Annotated in this window: 15 protein-coding genes and 1 other annotated feature; of the genes, 12 read left to right on the top strand and 3 right to left on the bottom strand. The window is 57.4% G+C overall.

Translation table 11 applies throughout. From position 1 onward, the window contains the following. The first annotated feature begins 142 nt into the window (after positions 1-142). The 12 genes from ACKXF7_RS02480 (at position 143) to ACKXF7_RS02535 (ending at position 12,532) form a co-directional block, all read left to right on the top strand. A complete protein-coding gene (locus ACKXF7_RS02480; RefSeq protein WP_423742037.1) occupies positions 143-1,663 on the top strand; it encodes a recombinase family protein in 1,521 nt (506 codons plus the stop codon). A 173-nt stretch (positions 1,664-1,836) separates the two neighbouring features. Beyond that, the gene (locus ACKXF7_RS02485) at positions 1,837-1,995 is read left to right on the top strand and encodes a binding-protein-dependent transport permease (protein WP_423742038.1); all 159 of its coding nucleotides are present in this window, start codon (positions 1,837-1,839) and stop codon (positions 1,993-1,995) included. A 477-nt stretch (positions 1,996-2,472) separates the two neighbouring features. Beyond that, positions 2,473-3,294: a glycoside hydrolase family 2 protein gene (locus ACKXF7_RS02490; protein WP_423742039.1), complete on the top strand. Its 822-nt coding sequence runs from the start codon at positions 2,473-2,475 to the stop codon at positions 3,292-3,294. Beyond that, positions 3,234-3,899, top strand: a complete 666-nt coding sequence (locus tag ACKXF7_RS02495; RefSeq protein WP_423742040.1) for an MFS transporter — start codon at positions 3,234-3,236, stop codon at positions 3,897-3,899. Before ACKXF7_RS02490 ends, ACKXF7_RS02495 begins: the two co-directional genes overlap by 61 nt. 256 nt (positions 3,900-4,155) lie before the next feature. Then, positions 4,156-4,788: an SGNH/GDSL hydrolase family protein gene (locus tag ACKXF7_RS02500; RefSeq protein WP_339395430.1), complete on the top strand. Its 633-nt coding sequence runs from the start codon at positions 4,156-4,158 to the stop codon at positions 4,786-4,788. Positions 4,789-4,812: 24 nt separating this feature from the next. Continuing rightward, positions 4,813-5,541: a GntR family transcriptional regulator gene (locus tag ACKXF7_RS02505; protein ID WP_339395429.1), complete on the top strand. Its 729-nt coding sequence runs from the start codon at positions 4,813-4,815 to the stop codon at positions 5,539-5,541. Between the two features lie 455 nt (positions 5,542-5,996). After that, positions 5,997-7,049 (top strand): DctP family TRAP transporter solute-binding subunit, encoded by a 1,053-nt coding sequence (locus ACKXF7_RS02510; protein ID WP_423742041.1) that lies wholly within the window; start codon positions 5,997-5,999, stop codon positions 7,047-7,049. A 96-nt stretch (positions 7,050-7,145) separates the two neighbouring features. Beyond that, positions 7,146-7,405 (top strand) — a binding site (T-box leader). Between the two features lie 109 nt (positions 7,406-7,514). Further along, on the top strand, positions 7,515-8,459 hold the full coding sequence (locus ACKXF7_RS02515) for a bile acid:sodium symporter family protein (protein WP_249237946.1): 945 nt from the start codon (positions 7,515-7,517) through the stop codon (positions 8,457-8,459). Positions 8,460-8,649: 190 nt separating this feature from the next. Then, entirely contained in the window at positions 8,650-9,786 is a 1,137-nt protein-coding gene (gene nagA, locus ACKXF7_RS02520; RefSeq protein WP_249237945.1) for an N-acetylglucosamine-6-phosphate deacetylase, read from the top strand. A 38-nt stretch (positions 9,787-9,824) separates the two neighbouring features. Further along, positions 9,825-10,559 (top strand): LytR/AlgR family response regulator transcription factor, encoded by a 735-nt coding sequence (locus ACKXF7_RS02525; protein WP_423742042.1) that lies wholly within the window; start codon positions 9,825-9,827, stop codon positions 10,557-10,559. Then, complete coding sequence (locus tag ACKXF7_RS02530; protein ID WP_423742043.1) at positions 10,556-11,845, top strand: sensor histidine kinase; 1,290 nt, start codon at positions 10,556-10,558, stop codon at positions 11,843-11,845. The genes ACKXF7_RS02525 and ACKXF7_RS02530 overlap by 4 nt, the downstream gene beginning before the upstream one ends. A 129-nt stretch (positions 11,846-11,974) precedes the next feature. Continuing rightward, the gene (locus ACKXF7_RS02535) at positions 11,975-12,532 is read left to right on the top strand and encodes a LemA family protein (protein WP_423742044.1); all 558 of its coding nucleotides are present in this window, start codon (positions 11,975-11,977) and stop codon (positions 12,530-12,532) included. Between the two features lie 179 nt (positions 12,533-12,711). On the opposite strand, the gene ACKXF7_RS02540 is transcribed toward ACKXF7_RS02535, so the two are convergent. The 3 genes from ACKXF7_RS02540 to ACKXF7_RS02550 all read right to left on the bottom strand — a co-directional run bounded on the left by ACKXF7_RS02540 (position 12,712) and on the right by ACKXF7_RS02550 (position 18,420). Next, entirely contained in the window at positions 12,712-14,016 is a 1,305-nt protein-coding gene (locus ACKXF7_RS02540) for an HlyC/CorC family transporter (RefSeq protein ID WP_423742045.1), read from the bottom strand. Positions 14,017-14,301: 285 nt separating this feature from the next. Then, positions 14,302-16,914: an ATP-dependent chaperone ClpB gene (clpB, locus tag ACKXF7_RS02545; RefSeq protein WP_339395423.1), complete on the bottom strand. Its 2,613-nt coding sequence runs from the start codon at positions 16,912-16,914 to the stop codon at positions 14,302-14,304. A 603-nt stretch (positions 16,915-17,517) separates the two neighbouring features. Next, entirely contained in the window at positions 17,518-18,420 is a 903-nt protein-coding gene (locus ACKXF7_RS02550; protein ID WP_423742046.1) for a DegV family protein, read from the bottom strand. Positions 18,421-18,450 lie beyond the last annotated feature (30 nt).

Here is an 18,450-nt window from a genome sequence, read left to right on the forward strand (position 1 = left end):
TTTTTTCATCTGAAGTGGTGGTGTTCACGATGAGCACCACCACTTTTCCGTTTTGTTTTTCTTGCAAACAGGTGTGAAATATGGTATATAGGTTATACGAAACATTGCGTTGATTCAATGATGTGCAAAGAGAGGTGCTACCATGACCGCCGTAATCTACGCCCGCTATTCATCCGACAGTCAGCGCGAAGCGTCCATTGAGGGACAACTGCGCGACTGCAAGGACTACGCCGAGAAGAACGGCATCACCGTGGTCGGCACCTACATTGACCGTGCCTACTCTGCCAAAACGGATGACCGCCCAGACTTTCAGCGGATGATCAAGGACAGCGGAAAGAAAATCTTCGATGTGGTTCTGGTCTGGAAGCTGGACCGCTTTGCCCGGAACCGATTCGATGCCGTGAACTACAAGTACCAGCTGGAAAAGAACGGTGTCCATCTGGTGTCTGCTATGGAACCCATCTCGCAGGGGCCTGAAGGCATTATGGTGGAGAGTATGCTGATCGGCATGGCGGAATACTATTCCGCCGAGCTCGCCCTGAAAGTGGCGCGCGGTGAGCGCGAAAATGCCCTTCAGTGCAAGTATAACGGCGGTGTGGTTCCGCTGGGCTTCACCATTGGCAAGGAGGACAGGCTGTACCATATCGACCCGGAAACGGCTCCCATCGTGCAGGAGATCTTCACCCGGTACGCCGACGGCGAACCGGCTGAGAAGATCGCAGCATCCCTGAACGAGCGCGGCCTGCGTACCCGCACCGGGAAGCCGTTCGTAAAGAACAGCTTCTTCCAGATCTTCCGCAACCGCCGCTACATCGGCGAATATCGCTACAAGGACATTGTGACGCCGGGTGGCATTCCGGCCATTGTTGACCAGGACTTGTTTGACCGGGTGCAGCAGCGTTTCGAGCAGAACAGGATCGCCCATAGTCGGCCTGCAAAAGAGGATGTGAGCTATCTGCTGACCACCAAGCTGTTCTGTGGCAAGTGCGGCACCCTGATGGGTGGCGAAAGCGGCACCAGCCACATGGGAAACACCTACTATTACTACAAGTGCGGCAACGCCAAACGCCACGGCAAGGCGCACTGCGACCTGAAAGCCATCCGCAAAGAGCCGCTGGAACGGTTCGTGGTAGATACTGCCATTAAGGTGATTTTCAGCGATAAAATTATCGAACGGCTGATAGATTTAGTCATGGAAGCCCAGCAGCAGGAGAACGCCCGGCTGCCTGTCCTGAAAGAGCAGCTCCGGGACACGGAGAAGCGGCTGGCAAACCTTCTGGAAGCTATTGAACAGGGCATCTTAACACCGACCACCAAGCAGCGGTTGGACGAGCTGGAAGCCCGGAAAGAAGCTCTGAACACCAGTATTCTGGAGGAAGAACTGAAAAAGCCCGTCCTGACCCGTGAATGGATTCGGTTCTGGCTTGAGAAATTCCGCAAGGGTGACGTGGGCAGCACGGAACACCAGCGGCAGATCATTGATACCTTTGTCAACTCGGTCTACGTTTTTGACGACCGGGTCGTGCTCAATTTCAACTTCACGGACGATTCCAAAACCATCTCCCGTGAAGAGGTGTTGGGTTCGAGTGCTGTGGACAATGCTCCACCAAAACAAGAGCCTCTGACTTTGGTCAGGGGCTTTTTTTGTTGCGTCATCCACTAACCCACGTCAGAGCAGGACGGTACAGGACTCGAACAGGGCGGCGGCGCATAGCGCCGTAAGCAAAGGCAGGGTATCATCGTGGTGATGGTATCCTGCCTTTTGCTAATTTTAACAGCGTATGGTATACTCGGCTTAGTTCAGCAAATCGGAGTTTGACAGAGGAGTGTGATTATATGGGTAAAGCGATTTTGGCAGCAATCGTTACATTGATTGTTGGTTATTTAGGTATGGTCGTAGGACTTGAACTTTTAGGTAATTGGGTTGAGTTTGGATTGCTCTTTGCTATTGCAGTAATGGGTGCTTTTATCATCTATTTCAATGACAAGAAGTAAGATAATTCCAGTTTGCCGTACTCGTTCTTAGCAGGGTTTGGGGCTCCGCACGCCCTAACAGGAATCATCAGCCTCGCGTCCGTAGTCATTTTGTGATACAATATTCCTGACAGGAGGTGTCCCGTATGATGCAGACGTTCGTTCGCCCTTCCCGGGATCTGCGCAACCATTACGCCGAAATTTCGGAAAAGATCATCTTTCCGCTGCAAAAATAAGTTAAGAAAACGGCAGCCGCCGCAGAAGTTCCGGAAACGGAAGGACTGCGGCGGTTTTCTTTTTGCAGCTTGTTGGATACATCTGCTTGTAAAAAACTTACAAATATATTAGTTCACATTTGGCAGTCCAAAACCGAATGCGCACGCAAAACGACCGATTTTCGCACGCATCTTGCGAAATACGGTCACTCTGATAAAATAATGACAAAGAACAGAAAGCAACAAAAAATCACTGTACCACAGCAAAAACAGGGGGAATCGGATGCGTAGTATTGCAAAGCTCATGAAGGACTGGCAGTTCACCGGCCCGAACGGCGTTACCACCGCCGTAGAGCTGCCCCATACATGGAACGCCCGGGACGGTCAGGACGGCGGCAACGATTACTGGCGGGGCTGCTGCACCTACTGCACCTGCTTTGCAGCACCGGTGTACGACCCGGCACAGCAACAGGTATGGCTGCAGTTCGAGGGCATCAACGCCAGTGCCGCCGTACTGCTGAACGGTCAGCAGCTCTGCACCCATGACGGCGGCTACTCCACCTTCCGGGCAGAGGTCACGGAACTGCTGCAGGCAGAAAACCAGCTCACGGTGCGGGTGGACAACAGCGTCAACGACCGCGTTTACCCCCAGAAAGCGGACTTCACCTTCTACGGCGGCATCTACCGGGATGTGAGCCTGCTGGTGGTGAACAAGAACCACATCGCACTGGGACACTTTGGCGATACCGGCGTGAAGATCACCCCGGCCCTGCAGGAGAACAGCGCCGACATCCGGGTGGAAACGCTGGTGGAAGGCAGCGGCACCGTGACGGTGGAGCTGCTGGACGCCGAGGGCCGCACCGTTGCAAAGGGCGAAGGCGAAAATGCTTCCCTCCATCTGGATGCTCCCCACCTGTGGAATGGCGTCAAAGACCCCTACCTGTACACCTGCGTGGTTCGTCTGCTGCAGGACGGCCAGCCGGTGGACGAAGTGACCACCCGGGTGGGCCTGCGCAGCTTCTCTGTGGATGCTATGTGTGCAGCGTGCCCTTCTTCCTGCTCACCGTCCGCACCAGCCAGAAGGAAGGCCAGAAGGCCAGCCTGATGAAGTACGTCAGCGTGGCACTGGTGTGCTATGTGGGCGTGCTGGTGCTGCTGCTGCTCTGGGGCCGCGGCGATGCCTTTACCCTGTCCATTCTGGGCGAGAACGGCCTTTCCATCAACCTGTACACCATCCTGTTCATCGCCTTCTTCGGCATCGGCTACGGTGCCTACTACGCCACTGCCGATATGCCCATCCCCATGGTTGCCGACTGCTCCGACTACGAGACCTACCGCAGCGGCAAGTATATCCCCGGCATCATGGGCACCCTGTTCAGTCTGGTGGACAAGCTGGTGTCCAGCCTGTCCGCCACCGTGGTGGGCATTGCGGTCAGCTTTGTGGGCCTGCAGAGCCTGCCCACCCAGTATGATCCTTACACCCCGGGCATGAACTGGGTGGTCATCGTGCTGTTCTGCATCATCCCCATGGTGGCATGGGCGGCTACCCTCATCGCCATGAAGGGCTACACCCTGACCGGTGCCAAGATGAAGGAGATCCAGGCGGTCAACGCCTGCCGCCGCGATGCAGTGGCCAAGGGCATGAAGCTGGAAGAGGCCATGGACAAGTGGCAGACTATGGATCAGCTGCCGGCGGAATACCGGAGCTGAGGCCCTGCGCGAAGCATCTCTCATTGTGGACGGCTGCCTGAACAAAAGCAGCCGTCCATTTTGTATGCCGGGAAAAGCTTTGAAAAAACTGTTGTGTTTCCCGGCGGCGCAGAGTATAATAAAATCATTCTAAGCGGTTCTTTTGTTGTTTCCGGTTTCCGGCACCTGCACAGCAGCGGCTGCACTGCAAGCCCGGCCTGTCTCCCCAAAACAGGCGCAAAACGCTGTGCACGCAATGGAAAGGAAGACTGTGAGCATGAAAAATATCCTGTGCTATGGCGATAGCAACACCTTCGGCTTTACCCTGCACGGCGGACGCCACCCTTATGACGTGCGCTGGACCGGGCGGCTGCAGCTGGCCCTTGGCCCGGCGTACCGGGTCATTGAGGAGGGCTGCGGCGGCCGCACCACTGTGTTTGAAGACCCCATCGATCTGGGCCGCAATGGCCGCACCAGTCTGCCGGTGTGCCTTGCCAGCCACAACCCGCTGGATCTGGTCATCCTGATGCTGGGCACCAACGATATGAAGCACTACTTCCAGAACAATGCCTGGAGCATCGGGCAGGGAGTGGCCCAGCTGCTGCACCTGATCCAGACCTATCCCTATGCGCCCAATTATTCTGCCCCGAAGGTGCTGGTGGTCTCGCCCATCCATATCGGGCCGGATGTGGCACACAGCCCCTTCGGCAGCTTCCAGCCGGAAGCCATTGAGATTTCCAAAGGTCTTGCCGCAGAGATACGGCGTGCAGCAGAACAGGCGGGCTGTGCATTCTTTGACGCCGCCGCCGTGGCGGGCCCCTGCGACGAGGACTCCATCCACATGGACGCCGCAAACCACGCAGCGCTGGCCCGGGCACTGGAGCCGCTGGTCCACCAACTGCTGGACTGAGAAACCGTTTTCGGAGAGATGCCTATGCCGACCAAGGAAAACAGCAGCCTGCCGCTGCTCATCAGCCCGCGGCTGGAGGGCGAGAACAACCGTGAATATGCCTACCGCGTGCTGCGGCAGAACATCATCACGCTGCAGTTCGCGCCGGGCCAGACCCTGAGCGAGGCAGAACTGAGCGAAAAGCTGGAAATGAGCCGTACCCCAGTGCATGAGGCTGTGATGATGCTCAAGAACGAGTGGCTCGTGGATGTGCAGGCCCAGCGCGGCAGCAGCGTTTCCATGATCCGCGTGGACTACCTGCGCGAGGGCTTCAATATGCGGCTGATGCTGGAAGCCAGCATCATGCAGCAGCTGGCGGGCCGTCTGACCATGCAGCAGCTCAAGCCGTTTGCCGCCTGCATCGAGGCGCAGGCCAAAGTGGCCAACAGCGGCAACTATGAGACCCCCGGGCAGGAGTTCGTCTCGCTGGACAACGACTTTCATCAGCTGCTGTACCACTATGGCGGTTACGACCGCGCATGGCAGGCTGTGCACAACGTCACCTCGCACTACGACCGGGTGCGCTACATGACCAATGCGGTCATCCGACAGGATGAGAACCGTGTGGTGGAAGAGCACCGCCGCTTTTACAACTACCTCATGCTTGGCATTCCGCCCACGGTGGATATCCGTCAGGAGATGGAGGAACATCTGGGGCATTTCCGCGATGGATTCCAGCAGCTGCTGGAAAAGTTCCCGGATTTCTTCGAGTGATATATCATAACAGGTCAAGACCCGTCAGCAGAGCTGTATCCGCTGGCGGGTCTTTTTTGCTTCACGATATAAAAAGTGCGAATCCACGCTTTTTAAGCAGTTCCGAAGCAAAAGCAGAAACTCGCATCTGTCAATGGATTGCATTCAATATATCAGTTAATGCCGTGAATCTTCCAAGAAAATCAGTCTTTGACTCCGTGAAAAAAGGCTTATTTTTGTGCATTATGCTCTATTTTCGCAGAAAATATTCGGTTTGAGAGAATATGTGTTTTCTATTGACGAATCTATTGAAATGAACTAATATATCATTAAAGAGACGGTCATCCCGTCAAAGTAAGATCACCGCCCGGCGTGGGGGCCGGGCCTGACGCAAAGCCGGAACACCAACCCGAACGAAGCAAGCAAAAAGAACGCTTACAAGCAAAAAATCCGACAAGCAGAAAAGGAGAAACACCATGCGTATTCACAAGATCAGCCGTCGCAACTTCATGCAGATCACTGGTATTTCAGCTCTGGCAATGGGTCTGGCCGCCTGCGGCGGTTCCTCCAGCAGCACAGCAGCAAGCTCCACCGCATCCCCTGCCGCTTCTTCCGCTGCGGGCAATGCCTCCTACAAGATCACCATTGCGCATCAGCAGGACGAGACCGACTCCATGCATCTGGGTGCTGTGGAGTTCCAGAAGTATGTGCAGGAAAAATCAAACGGCCAGATCGAGGTCGAGATCTTCCCCAACGGCCAGCTGGGCCCCGAGGTGGACATCATCCAGTCCATCCTCTCGCAGGGCGGCTGTGATATCACCTTTACCGGCGAGACCATGCAGACCTACGAGCCGGATCTGGGCATGATCGGTATGCCGTACCTCATCCAGAGCGATGAGCACATGGATAAGGTGCTCAACGGCGAAGTCGGGCAGGAGCTGGAGGACCTGATGGAAGCCGCAGGCATGAAGTGCCTTGCCTACTACACCCGCGGCCCGCGCTACATCACCTCCAACCGCAAGATCACCTGCGTGGCCGACTGCAACAATCTGGTCATCCGCACCCCAGCCGCCGCCATGACCGTGTCCGCCTTTGAAGCATTGGGCGCCAAACCCACCCCGATGGCTTTGGCCGAGGTGTTCACCTCTTTGCAGCAGGGCACCATTGAGGCACAGGAGAACCCGCTGGCCATGATCTACACCAAGAGCTTCTTTGAGGTGCAGAAGTATCTCATCCTCACTGCACACCTGCGTGCATGGGTGTATGTGGCCATGGGCAAGGCCCAGTTCGATGCCCTGCCCGCCGAACTGCAGCAGGTGGTGATGGACGGTGCCGCCGCCGCACAGGCCGCCGAGCATCAGCTGTTCCTGGACAACGAGGAAAAATATTACAACGAAATACAGGAAAAGGGCATGGAGTACGTTGAGGTGGATACGCAGGAGTTTGCCGACGCCATGATCGGCGGCGTGCTGCCCACCCTGACCGACAGCCAGAAAAAGCTGTACGATAAGATCGCAGCTCTTGCCTGAACCGCTTTCATCCCTGATGCAAACCAGATGAAAAATCCGACGGGCCCCATCCCTTGACTTTGCCCTTGCGGAAGAGTATACTGCGGGGCAGTGAAATATTCGGCTATGACGAGAAAGAGTACCCGGAAAGAATGCCGCAGAGAGCTGCCGGATGGTGCAAGGCAGTGCAGGGCGTCCGTGGGAAGATCCTCTCCGAGCTTTCCGGCTGAATGGGCAGCATCTGCGCCCCAGTAAGCGGGAACGGCAGGCCCCCGTTATCACGGGCCGCGCATTGTTGGATGCGCACTGAGGGGCCGGGCTTTGCACCGGCAATAAGAGTGGTACCGCAGAGGAATTTTTACGCCTTTGTCTCTTACGAACCGTAAGGGGCAAAGGCGTTTTTATTTGCGGGAAAGCCATTTTCCGGATGTTTCATCGTCTTTGCATCCGCAAAAATAAAGTGTTCAGAAAAAAGGAGAGTTCATCATGAAAACACTGGAAAAAGTAAGCGACTTTGTGGGCAAGTACATGGCCGCCATCGTCATCGTGGTGGCGGCACTGGCCCTGTTCTTCCCGGGTACCTTCAGCGTGGTCAAGACCGCATGGGTCAACACCCTGCTGGGCATCGTCATGTTCGGCATGGGCCTTACCCTGAAGCCGGAGGACTTCAAGGTGGTGTTCAGCCGCCCGAAGGACGTCGTCATCGGCTGCATTGCACAGTTCACCCTGATGCCCTTTCTGGCATGGGCACTGACCCAGGTGTTCCACCTGCCCACCGAGCTGGCCATCGGCGTCATCCTCGTGGGCACCTGCCCCGGCGGCACCTCCTCCAACGTGATGACCTATCTGTCCAAGGGTGACGTTGCACTGTCCGTTGGCATGACCGCCGTTTCCACCGTGCTGGCTCCATTCCTTACCCCGCTGCTCACCCTGCTGTATGCCGGTCAGCGTGTGGATGTGAACCCCATGAACATGTTCCTGTCCATCGTCAAGGTGGTGCTGGTGCCCATCGCACTGGGCTTTGTGGTCAACCACTTCTTCCATGCCTTTACCCAGAACGCCGTCCGCGTGCTGCCGCTGGTCTCCACCACTGCCATCGTGCTCATCATCTGCGCCGTTGTGTCCGCAAACTCCGCCAAGATCATGACCAGCGGCCTGCTGATCCTTGCTGTGGTCATCCTGCACAACCTGCTGGGCTACCTCACCGGCTTTGGCGTGGGCAAGCTGCTGAAGCTGGATTCCACCAAGTGCCGTGCAATTTCCATCGAGGTCGGTATGCAGAACTCGGGCCTTGCCACCTCTCTGGCCGCTGCCCACTTTGCACAGTATCCGCTGGCGACCATCCCCGGCGCTGTGTTCTCGGTGTGGCATAACATTTCCGGTGCCATCCTCGCCAACTTCTTTGCCCGCACCGCAGAGAAGAAGGACTGATCTTTCATAAAGCAGCAGGACCCCCGGCAGAGCATTGCATTCTGCCGGGGGTCCTGCTGTATTTTTTTGAAAAGCCGCTGTAACACTGGTTATTTTCACCAGAAAATGTTATAATTTTGGGTGGACAGACTGCGCTTTTGCTGCGCAGCAGATGCAGATTTTATGATGAATAGTACGGAGGGTTAAGCGTATGATCATCCAGAGCAAGAAGGTATGGCTTGCCGACCAGTTTGTGCCGGCTGCATTGGAGCTGGAGCAGGGCCGGATCACCGGCATCTTCCCCTATGGGGAAAAGCAGGCCGATGTGGACTACGGCTCCAAGCGCATCGTTCCCGGTTTTATGGATATCCACTGCCATGGTGCCTATGAGTTCGACACCAACGACGCAAAGCCGGAGGGCCTGCGCTACTGGGCCAAGCATATCGTCTCCGAGGGCGTGACCAGCTTTCTGGCCACTACCGTCACCCAGAGCGTGGAGGTGCTGACCAATGCCGTGGCCAATGTGGCCGACGTGATGGAGGGCGGCTACGAGGGTGCCGAGATCCTTGGCATCCACTTTGAGGGTCCCTACCTCGACATGAAGTACAAGGGCGCACAGCCGCCGGAGTACATTGCAAAGCCCAGCGTGGAGCAGTTCAAGCACTATCAGGAGGCCGCCCGCGGCCACATCCGTTATGTGACCCTTGCACCTGAGCACGACGAAGGCTTTGCCCTGACCCATTACCTGACCGAGCACGGCGTGGTGGTCAGCATCGGCCACAGCGCCGCCACCTACGAGCAGGCTGTGATGGCATGGGCCAACGGTGCCCGCTCCATGACCCACGTCTACAACGGCATGTCCCCCTTTGCCCACCGTGCAAACGGTCTGGTGGGCGCAGCCTACCGCATCCGCACCATGTACGGCGAGATCATCTGCGACGGCTGCCACTCCACCCCGGCTGCCCTGAACAACTACTTTATGAGCAAGGGCCCGGACTACGCCATCATGATCTCGGACGCACTGATGGCAAAGGGCACCCCCATCGGCAGTGAGTATATCTTTGGCGGCAACCATATCACCATCTACCCGGACGGCAGCGCGCATCTGGACAACGGCACGCTGGCCGGTTCCACCCTGAACATCAACAAGGGCCTGCGCATCCTCGTGGAAGAAGCCATGGTGCCCTTCAACTACGCGCTGAACGCCTGCACCATCAACCCGGCCCGCTGCCTGCATCTGGATGACCGCAAGGGTTCCATTCAGGTGGGCAAGGACGCCGACCTTGTGGTGCTGGACGACAACTACGATGTGCTGCAGACCTACTGCATGGGCAAAGCCCAGCTGTAAGTGCCCGGCCAACACGAACAAAGGATGTGGAAACCGCTATGATCCAAATCGCATTCTGCGACGACGACCAGACTGTTCTGGATCAGCTGTCTGCCCTGCTGGAAAAATACCGCACTCAGCGCTGCATCCAGATCCAGTGCACAGCGTTCCGCAGTCCGCTGGATCTGCTGGCCGAGATCGAAAAGGGCGTGCGGTATGATATCCTGTTTCTGGATGTCATCATGCCGGCTGAAAACGGCATCACCGTCGCCAAGGAGATCCGCCAGTACGACACCGCAGTCGAGATCATCTTTCTCACCTCTTCCACCGAGTTTGCGGTGGAATCCTATATGGTGGGTGCTTACTTCTATCAGCTCAAGCCCATCTGGGAGGAAAGCTTCTTCCGACTGACCGACTCGGTCATTGCCGAGTGCTGCCGGGCCGACCAGCGCAGTCTGGTGCTGCGGTGCAAGACCGGCATTTCCCGCATCGAGCTGGATCGGCTGCTGTACTGCGAGGTGCTGGGCCGCACCCTGCTGTTCCACCTTTCAGACGGCGGCGTTCTGGAGAGCACCGGCAGCATGGACGATCTGGCCCGGCAGCTGGCCCCCTATGAGATCTTTCTGCGCCCGCACCGCTCATTCCTTGTCAACATGGAATATGTCCAGAACATTTCCAGCCGGGCCGTCACCCTGACCAATCTGGTGCAGATCCCCATTCCCCACGGCAAATCCTCCGACATCCGCCGGCAGTATCTGGAATACGCCTTCCGCCGAAAGCAGGTGATGCTGTGAGCAGCCTCCTGACGGAAGCTCTTTCTCTGTGCAACCTTGCCGCAGTAGGCATTTTCGGCATCGTGCTGTCTGCCGCCTTCTGTGAGATCGAATGGACCCGCTGCCACAAACTCCTGCTTGTGGGATGCACCATCCTGATGCTGGCGCTGCAGGGCGTGGTCAGCCTGCGCTGGGGCACCGGCCTTGCCCGGTATCTCTATCCGCTCATCACCCATCTGCCGCTGTGGCTGCTGCTGGCCGCCATGACCCGCCGTGCGCTATGGCCGCTGGTATCCGTACTGACGGCTTACCTGTGCTGCCAGCTGCGGCGCTGGGCCGCGCTGCTGGTCATTGCGCTGTTCCCGGCAGGCGGCACCACGCTGCAGGACGCCACCGAGCTGATCGTCACCCTGCCGATCCTTCTGGTGCTGATCCGCTGGATCGCACCGTCGGTGCGGGCGCTGTCCCGCTCCCCGCTTTTGCTGCAGCTGCAATTCGGTATGATCCCGCTGCTGAGCTATCTCTTTGACTACTTTACCCGCATCTACACCGATCTGCTTTCCAGCGGCAACCAGGCGGCTGTGGAGTTCATGCCCTTTGTGTGCAGTCTGGCCTATCTGGGCTTTGTGCTGCACACTACACAGGAGCAGCAGCTGCGCAGCCAGCTGGAACAGACCCGGAACAGCCTGAACCTGCAGGTGGCTCAGGCCGTGCGTGAGATCGAAGCCATGCGGGAGAGCCAGCGCAAGGCCAGCACCTACCGCCACGACCTGCGCCATCATCTGCAGTATCTTTCTGCCTGCATCGAGAACGGCCGCACGGAAGCCGCACAGGAGTACATCCACAGTGTGTGTGCCGAGATCGAAGCCAGCAAGGTGAATGTTTACTGCGAGAACGAGGCCGCCAACCTCATCCTCTCCTCCTTTGCTGCCCGCGCACAGCACGATGGCATCGATTTCCGGGTCCATGCAGCCATTCCGCTGATTCTGCCGCTGCCGGACAGCGACCTGTGCGTGCTGTTTTCCAACGCGCTGGAAAACGCCCTGCACGCCGGGCAGCGCCAGAAGCAGGCCGGAAAGCCCGCTGTTGTGGAGACCACCGCCTACGAAAAGGATGGCAGGCTGTTTGTGCAGATCGCAAACTCCTGCTCTTTCCCGGTCCAGTTCGACGCGCAGGGCGTTCCCACCACCAGCCAGCCCGGCCACGGCCTTGGCGTGCGCAGCATCTGCGCCATTGTGGAGCAATACGGCGGCATGTACAGCTTTGCCCGGCAGCAGGATCAGTTTGTGCTGCGCATCTCCCTGTAAAAGGTCGATTCAATGCATTTTATGGGCGGTTCATGCCAAGTACCCCCCTTGCCGCACATTTTGTGTTATAGTAAGCTCAGACGACTGTACTGCCGCCCGATTTTACTTCTTTGAAGGGAGGTCTCCTGTATGATATACGTACTCATCCCATTGCTGCTTCTGCTTGCAGTCTGGGTCGGCGCAATATATCGCCGTCTCCGCCAGCTGGACGACAACATCAAAATTGCCATGGAACAGATCGGCCTGCAGCTTTCCTCCCGCTTCCGCGCACTGGAAGCGCTTCTGGAACTGCTCCGGAGCTATGGCCCTTCGGCTCAGCTGGTACTGCCGCCGTCTTCCATCCACGCGCTTTCCACTCCGGCACAGGTGCTGGAACAGGAGCAGCGGCTTGCGCAGGCCATGAGCTATGTGACCGCCGTGGCCGAGAGCCGCCCAGCCATCAAGGCAGACAAGACCTACCAGCGCTGCATCGAAGCGGCCAACTGCTACAACCGCATGATCTATACCAGCAGCCTGATCTACAACGATTCGGTCACACGGTTCAACAATACCCTGAAACAAAAGCATTTTGCCCCGCTGGCCGGGCTTCTGGGCTTTGCCCCGCGGGAATATCTGCAGTTTGCACCGGACGCCCCGGTGGTCTGCTCTGTTCAGCCCACCCCACCCACGCAAAAAGCACCCGCCTGAGATCGTTCCGGTCGTAAGCACACAAAAACAAAAGCAAGTGCAGCGCTCTTTTCAAAAACCAGCGTTTTTGATGGAGATGTGTGCACTTGCTTTTTTATATCGTTTGGTCTTTCAGCTGCTGTTCCTGCTGACCGGGCAAAATGCCCCGTCTATTCACGCAGCTTATGGGAAGCAGCTTCTTATTTATTCGTGATCCGGTTGAAGCGCTGCCTGTCCTCTTCGTCCTTCTTCGGCTCCGGCTTATCCGCCGGGGTCAAACGCACTTCAGTCACGCGGCGCTTGGCCGTGCGGGTAACGACACCGTCGTACTCGCCCAGCGTGAACCGGTCGCCCACCTTGGGCAGATGGCAGGTTTTTTCCTGCACCAGACCGTTCACCGTATTGGAATCGATATCTTCATCCTCCGGCAGGCCCAGCCTCTCATACAGGTCGTCCACACCGGCACTGCCCAGCACGATCCAGCTGCCGTCCGACTGCCTGCGGAAGTCCTCGGTCGCTTCGTCGTGCTCATCCCAGATCTCGCCTACCAGCTCTTCCAGAATATCTTCCAGCGTGATGATGCCCTCGGTGCCGCCATACTCGTCCACCACCACCGCCATGTGATGGTGCTGCTCGCGCAAGGTGCGCAGCAGCTGGGAGATCTGGGTGGAGCCGGTGGTATAAAGGGTGGGCTTCACAAGATCTTCCAGCGTGGTATCCTTGCGCAGACGGCCAAGGTAAAAGTCCTTTTCATGTACCACACCAATGATGTTGTCAATGGTGCCGTGGTAGACGGGCAGACGGGAATATCCCGATTCCGCAAAGGTATCGGCCACATCATCCAGCGAGAGGTCGTCCTCCACCGCGATCACATCCACGCGGGGCGTGAGGATCTCCTCCACCTCCACATCGTCGAACTCAATGGCGCTGCGGATGAGCTGGCTTTCCCGGTCGGTCAGCTCGCCGTCATTCTCGGCCTCGCTGACCATGGTCATCAGCTCACCCTCAGTGATGGTGTCCTCCTCGGTGCTGTGGATGAAATGCCCCAGCAGGCGCTTCCACTGGGTGAACAGCCAGGTCAGCGGGGTGAACAGGATCAGCAGCAGGTTCAAAAAGGGTGAAACCGCTGTGGCAACCGTCTCCGGCATCTCCTTTGCAAGGCTCTTGGGGGTCACCTCGCCAAAGATCAGCACCACCACGGTCAGCACTATGGTGGACACCGTCGCGCCCCGCTCCGGGTCCAGCAGGCGGGTGAACAGCACTGTGCCAATGGATGCTGCGGCAATGTTGACGATATTGTTGCCGATGAGGATGGTGGAGAGCAGCTTGTCGTACTTTTCCGACATAGCCAGCACGCGGGCTGCTGCCGAATCGCCATCCTCAGCACGGCTTTTCAGGCGGATCTGGTTCAGGGAAGAAAATGCGGTCTCAGAGGCGGAGAAAAAGGCGGAAAATGCCACCAGAATGATCAACGCCACTAAAAGCGTAATACTGCCATCGTCCATAAAAAGGGAAATCACACTCAACTTTCTGTTTTTGTTTGAGCCCTCTCAGGCATCACGCAGCCTGCCCCTTTCACGCAGAAGGTGCTGCTGCCCGGGATATTGCACACTGGCGCAACGCGCCTGAGAGAGTTTTGGGATAAATGTTCTTACATACAAAAATGTGCTCCCCATCGTTGCTGTTCCGCGATGAAAAGCACATCAATGTTATTTGTAATCATACCATATTCTGTACGGTGGTGCAAGCTTTCTGGCCGCAAAGTCCGTACAAAACAGGTAAAATCCGCGTTATCGCAGGGTCAAAGCGCCATTCTCGCAGTCTACCGTCAGGGTGTTGCCCTCGGTATAGCTGCCCTGAATGATGGCCTTGGCGATCAGGGTCTCCACGCGGCTCTGGATGAACCGCTTGATGGGACGTGCACCATAGACGCTGTCGTAGGCAGAATCGATGATGAAGTCCTTGGCGGCGGTGGTGACCTCCAGCTTGAGGTGCTTGCCCTCCTCCATGCGCTTGCGCAGATCCTGCAGCTGCAGATCCACGATCTTGCGCATCTCGTCCTTGGTCAGGCTCTTGTAGTAGACGATCTCATCCAGACGGTTCAAAAACTCAGGACGGAACTTGCTCTTCAGCAGCTGGTCGATCTGGTGCTTTGCTTCCTCGCTCAGCTCGTTGGAGCCGTTGGCACGGCGCTGCTCCAGATCGTTCAGGATGATGTCGCTGCCCAGATTGGAGGTGAGGATGATGACCGTGTTCTTGAAGTCCACGGTGCGGCCCTGACTGTCGGTGATGCGGCCATCGTCCAGCACCTGCAGCAGGATGTTGAACACATCGGGATGGGCTTTTTCCACCTCATCGAACAGCACCACACTGTAGGGCTTGCGGCGCACAGCCTCGGTCAGCTGGCCGCCCTCTTCGTAACCGACGTATCCCGGAGGCGCGCCGATCAGACGGCTGACGCTGAACTTCTCCATATACTCGGTCATATCGATTCGCACCATGTTGCGCTCGTCGTCAAACAGAGCCTGTGCCAGTGCCTTGGCCAGCTCAGTCTTGCCCACGCCGGTGGGGCCGAGGAACAGGAAGCTGCCGATGGGGCGGTTGGGGTTGGCGATACCGGCGCGACTGCGCAGGATGGCCTCGCTCACCTTGGTCACAGCCTCGTCCTGACCGATGACCCGCTGATGCAGCACATCGTCCAGATGCAGCAGCTTCTCGCGCTCACCCTCCACCAGTTTCTCCACCGGGATGCCGGTCCAGCGGGCCACGATGCGGGCGATCTCCTCGTCGGTCACGCGGTCACGCAGCAGGCTGTCCTCTTTCTTGGCGGCGGCGATCTTCTCTTCCTCTTCCAGCTGTTTCTGCAGCTGAGGCAGCTTGCCGTATTTCAGCTCAGCGGCCTTGTTCAGGTCGTACTCACGCTGAGCCTTTTCAATGTCGGCATTGGTCTGCTCGATCTGCTCACGCAGGGATTGCACCTTGCCGATGGCGTTCTTCTCGTTCTCCCACTTTGCCTTCATGCTGCGGAACTTGTCCTGCAGCTCGGCCAGCTCCTTTTCCAGATCCTTCAGGCGGCTCTGGCTCAGGGCATCGGTCTCCTTTTTCAGGCTCACCTGCTCGATCTGCAGCTGGGTGATGCGGTGGGCCAGATCGTCCATCTCGCTGGGCATGCTGTCCATCTCGGTCTTGATCATGGCGCAGGCTTCATCCACAAGGTCGATGGCCTTATCCGGCAGGAAACGATCCGTGATATAGCGGTCGGAAAGGGTGGCAGCGGCGATCAGGGCGCTGTCGTTGATCTTCACGCCGTGGAACACCTCGTAGCGTTCCTTCAGGCCGCGCAGGATGGAGATGGTGTCCTCCACGGTGGGTTCATCCACCTGTACCGGCTGGAAGCGGCGCTCCAGAGCGGGGTCTTTCTCGATATACTGGCGGTACTCGTCCAGCGTGGTGGCACCGATGCAGTGCAGCTCACCCCGGGCCAGCATGGGCTTGAGCAGGTTGCCTGCGTCCATGGCACCATCGGTCTTGCCGGCACCCACGATGGTGTGCAGCTCATCGATGAAGAGGATGATCTTGCCCTCGCTCTTCTTCACCTCGTTCAGCACGCTCTTCAGGCGCTCCTCGAACTCGCCGCGGTACTTTGCACCGGCCACCAGAGCGCCCATGTCCAGACTGAACACGATGCGGTCCTTCAGGTTTTCGGGCACATCGCCGCGCACGATACGCTGTGCAAGGCCCTCTGCAATGGCGGTCTTGCCAACGCCGGGCTCACCGATCAGGCAGGGGTTGTTCTTGGTCTTACGGGACAGGATGCGGATCACGTTGCGGATCTCCTGATCGCGGCCAATGACGGGATCCAGCTTCTGCTTGCGGGCAAGGTCTACCAGATCCTGACCGTATTTCTGCAGGGCGTTGTAGGTATCCTCCGGGTTGTCATTGGTGACGCGCTGGTTGCCGCGCACTGCGGTGAGCTGCTGCAGGAACTTATCCTTGGTGATGCCAAAGGCACGGAACAGCTCTGCCGTGTTCTGATCCTGCTCATTCAGCAGGCCCAGAAACACATGCTCTACGCTGACATAGTCGTCCTTCATGGCCTTTGCCTCGCGGGCTGCGGCGCTGAGCACCTTATCGGTGGCCTGCGAGATATAGACCTTGTCGGGGTCACGGCCGGAGCCGGACACCCGGGGCAGAGCCGAAAGCTTTTCGGCCACGGCGGCAGAAAAGCTGCCGGGGTCCACGTTCATCTTTTGCAGCAGCTGCGGGATCAGGCCCTGCTCCTGCGAAGCCAGTGCGTGCAGCAGATGTTCGGGTTCCAGCTGGTTATGCTGATACTCCACAGCCAGCTGCTGCGCTGCCTGCAGAGCTTCCAGCGTTTTCTGCGTATATTGATTGGTATTCATAAAGTCAAGCCTCCATTCATACCGGAAGGTTTATTTTAGCGGACATGACAGCCGTTTGCTAAAAGCCCGGCGCAGAGATGCTGCCAAACGGGAAGCAGCGGCTATCCTTCAGTTGTTTCACGGTTTCGTGCACCTCCTGCCGAACCGGTTTTGCTTGTTTTAGCACTCTATCTGTTCGACTGCTAAAAATATACTCCTGTTTCCCCACTTTGTCAATAGGGTTCATAAAAAGTTTGCAAATCATAATTTTTCAACAAAAAAAGCACCACACAGCTTTTCAGCCGTGCAGTGCATCCTTGCAATTTGTCGAATGATATGATACTCTATACTTGCTGCTTCTGTAAGCAGCAAGGCACTGCATACAACGGCAGGCGGTTCAGCCCTCGCTTCCGAAAGGAGGTGAGAGTCATGCCTATTACTTTTACATTCCATCTGCTTGGGCTTACGTTCACGCTTCGGATTTCTAAAGGTAAAAGATGAACCGCCACCCTGGCCGGTGACGGTTCGTTTTAGAATCCTAAACCTAAAGGGCTGACCGCTTGTCGCAGTGCCTTTTCTATTTGTAGTATAGTTACTTTTTATAAATTTGTCAAGGCTTTACGTTCAGCCCTGCTTTTTCCAGCGGCGCATCACGCCCATGCCCAGCGCATAGGGGCCGGTGTGCACGGCAATGGTGCAGCCGATCTGCAGCAGGCCCACTTCGCACTGTGCGCCGGGATACTTTGCACGCAGAGCCGCACGCGTCTGCATCCACAGGCGCTTGCCCTCGTCGGCATCGTAGCCGTAGCCTACGGTGATGCGGTAGTCGTCCGGGGTGCCGCCGTGGGCATCCAGATAGTTCATCAGCTGTTCCAGCGCTTTTTCAAAGCTCTTCTGACGTCCGCGGGCCACGCCGCCGGAGAAGATCTCGCCATCCTTGAACAGGATCATCGGCTTGATGCCCAGCATGTTGGCTGCACGGCCCGTCACCTTGCCGATGCGGCCGCCTTTGATGAGATAGTCCAGATTGCCTACCGTGAAGAAGATCTGGTTGGTGGCCTTCTCTGCTTCCAGCCATGTCACGGTCTCGTCCAGCGAGCAGCCTGCGTCCCGCATGGCCACGGCGTTTTCCACCATGGTGGACTCGGTAACGGTAGCTGCCGCGCTGTCAATGACCTCAATGCGGGCATCGGGAAAATCTTCCAGCACCAGATCCCGGGCATTGCGGGCGCTGCCCACGCAGCCGCTCATCTTTCCGGTAAACACCAGACACAGCACAGCCCGGCCCGCCTCAGCATGGGCACGGAAGATCTGTTCAAAGTCCTCGATGGAGGCAAGGCTGGTCTTGGGGTAGGCCGAGGGGTTGTCCACCATAAACTGGTAAAAATCCCGCACGGCGATCTCGGTGCCCTCCTTGCGGTAGTGCTCGCCGTCCAGCGAGACGTAGAAGGGCACGACCTCAATACCAAGCTGCCGGGCCGTATCCGGCGTCAGGTCGCATGCGCTGTCGGTAATGATATCAAACATCTGTGACGCTTCCTTTTCTGCAACATTCGG

This window comes from Faecalibacterium sp. 7 (assembly GCF_049562865.1).
Lineage (GTDB): Bacteria > Bacillota > Clostridia > Oscillospirales > Ruminococcaceae > Faecalibacterium > Faecalibacterium wellingii.

Excerpts from the sequence above, each read along its gene's own strand:
- clpB (WP_339395423.1), bottom strand. The coding sequence starts at position 16,914 with ATGAATACCAATCAATATACGCAGAAAACGCTGGAAGCTCTGCAGGCA.
- ACKXF7_RS02515 (WP_249237946.1), top strand. The coding sequence starts at position 7,515 with ATGAAAACACTGGAAAAAGTAAGCGACTTTGTGGGCAAGTACATGGCC.
- ACKXF7_RS02505 (WP_339395429.1), top strand. The coding sequence starts at position 4,813 with ATGCCGACCAAGGAAAACAGCAGCCTGCCGCTGCTCATCAGCCCGCGG.
- nagA (WP_249237945.1), top strand. The coding sequence starts at position 8,650 with ATGATCATCCAGAGCAAGAAGGTATGGCTTGCCGACCAGTTTGTGCCG.
- ACKXF7_RS02500 (WP_339395430.1), top strand. The coding sequence starts at position 4,156 with ATGAAAAATATCCTGTGCTATGGCGATAGCAACACCTTCGGCTTTACC.
- ACKXF7_RS02485 (WP_423742038.1), top strand. The coding sequence starts at position 1,837 with ATGGGTAAAGCGATTTTGGCAGCAATCGTTACATTGATTGTTGGTTAT.
- ACKXF7_RS02540 (WP_423742045.1), bottom strand. The coding sequence starts at position 14,016 with ATGGACGATGGCAGTATTACGCTTTTAGTGGCGTTGATCATTCTGGTG.
- ACKXF7_RS02550 (WP_423742046.1), bottom strand. The coding sequence starts at position 18,420 with ATGTTTGATATCATTACCGACAGCGCATGCGACCTGACGCCGGATACG.
- ACKXF7_RS02510 (WP_423742041.1), top strand. The coding sequence starts at position 5,997 with ATGCGTATTCACAAGATCAGCCGTCGCAACTTCATGCAGATCACTGGT.
- ACKXF7_RS02535 (WP_423742044.1), top strand. The coding sequence starts at position 11,975 with ATGATATACGTACTCATCCCATTGCTGCTTCTGCTTGCAGTCTGGGTC.
- ACKXF7_RS02490 (WP_423742039.1), top strand. The coding sequence starts at position 2,473 with ATGCGTAGTATTGCAAAGCTCATGAAGGACTGGCAGTTCACCGGCCCG.
- ACKXF7_RS02525 (WP_423742042.1), top strand. The coding sequence starts at position 9,825 with ATGATCCAAATCGCATTCTGCGACGACGACCAGACTGTTCTGGATCAG.
- ACKXF7_RS02480 (WP_423742037.1), top strand. The coding sequence starts at position 143 with ATGACCGCCGTAATCTACGCCCGCTATTCATCCGACAGTCAGCGCGAA.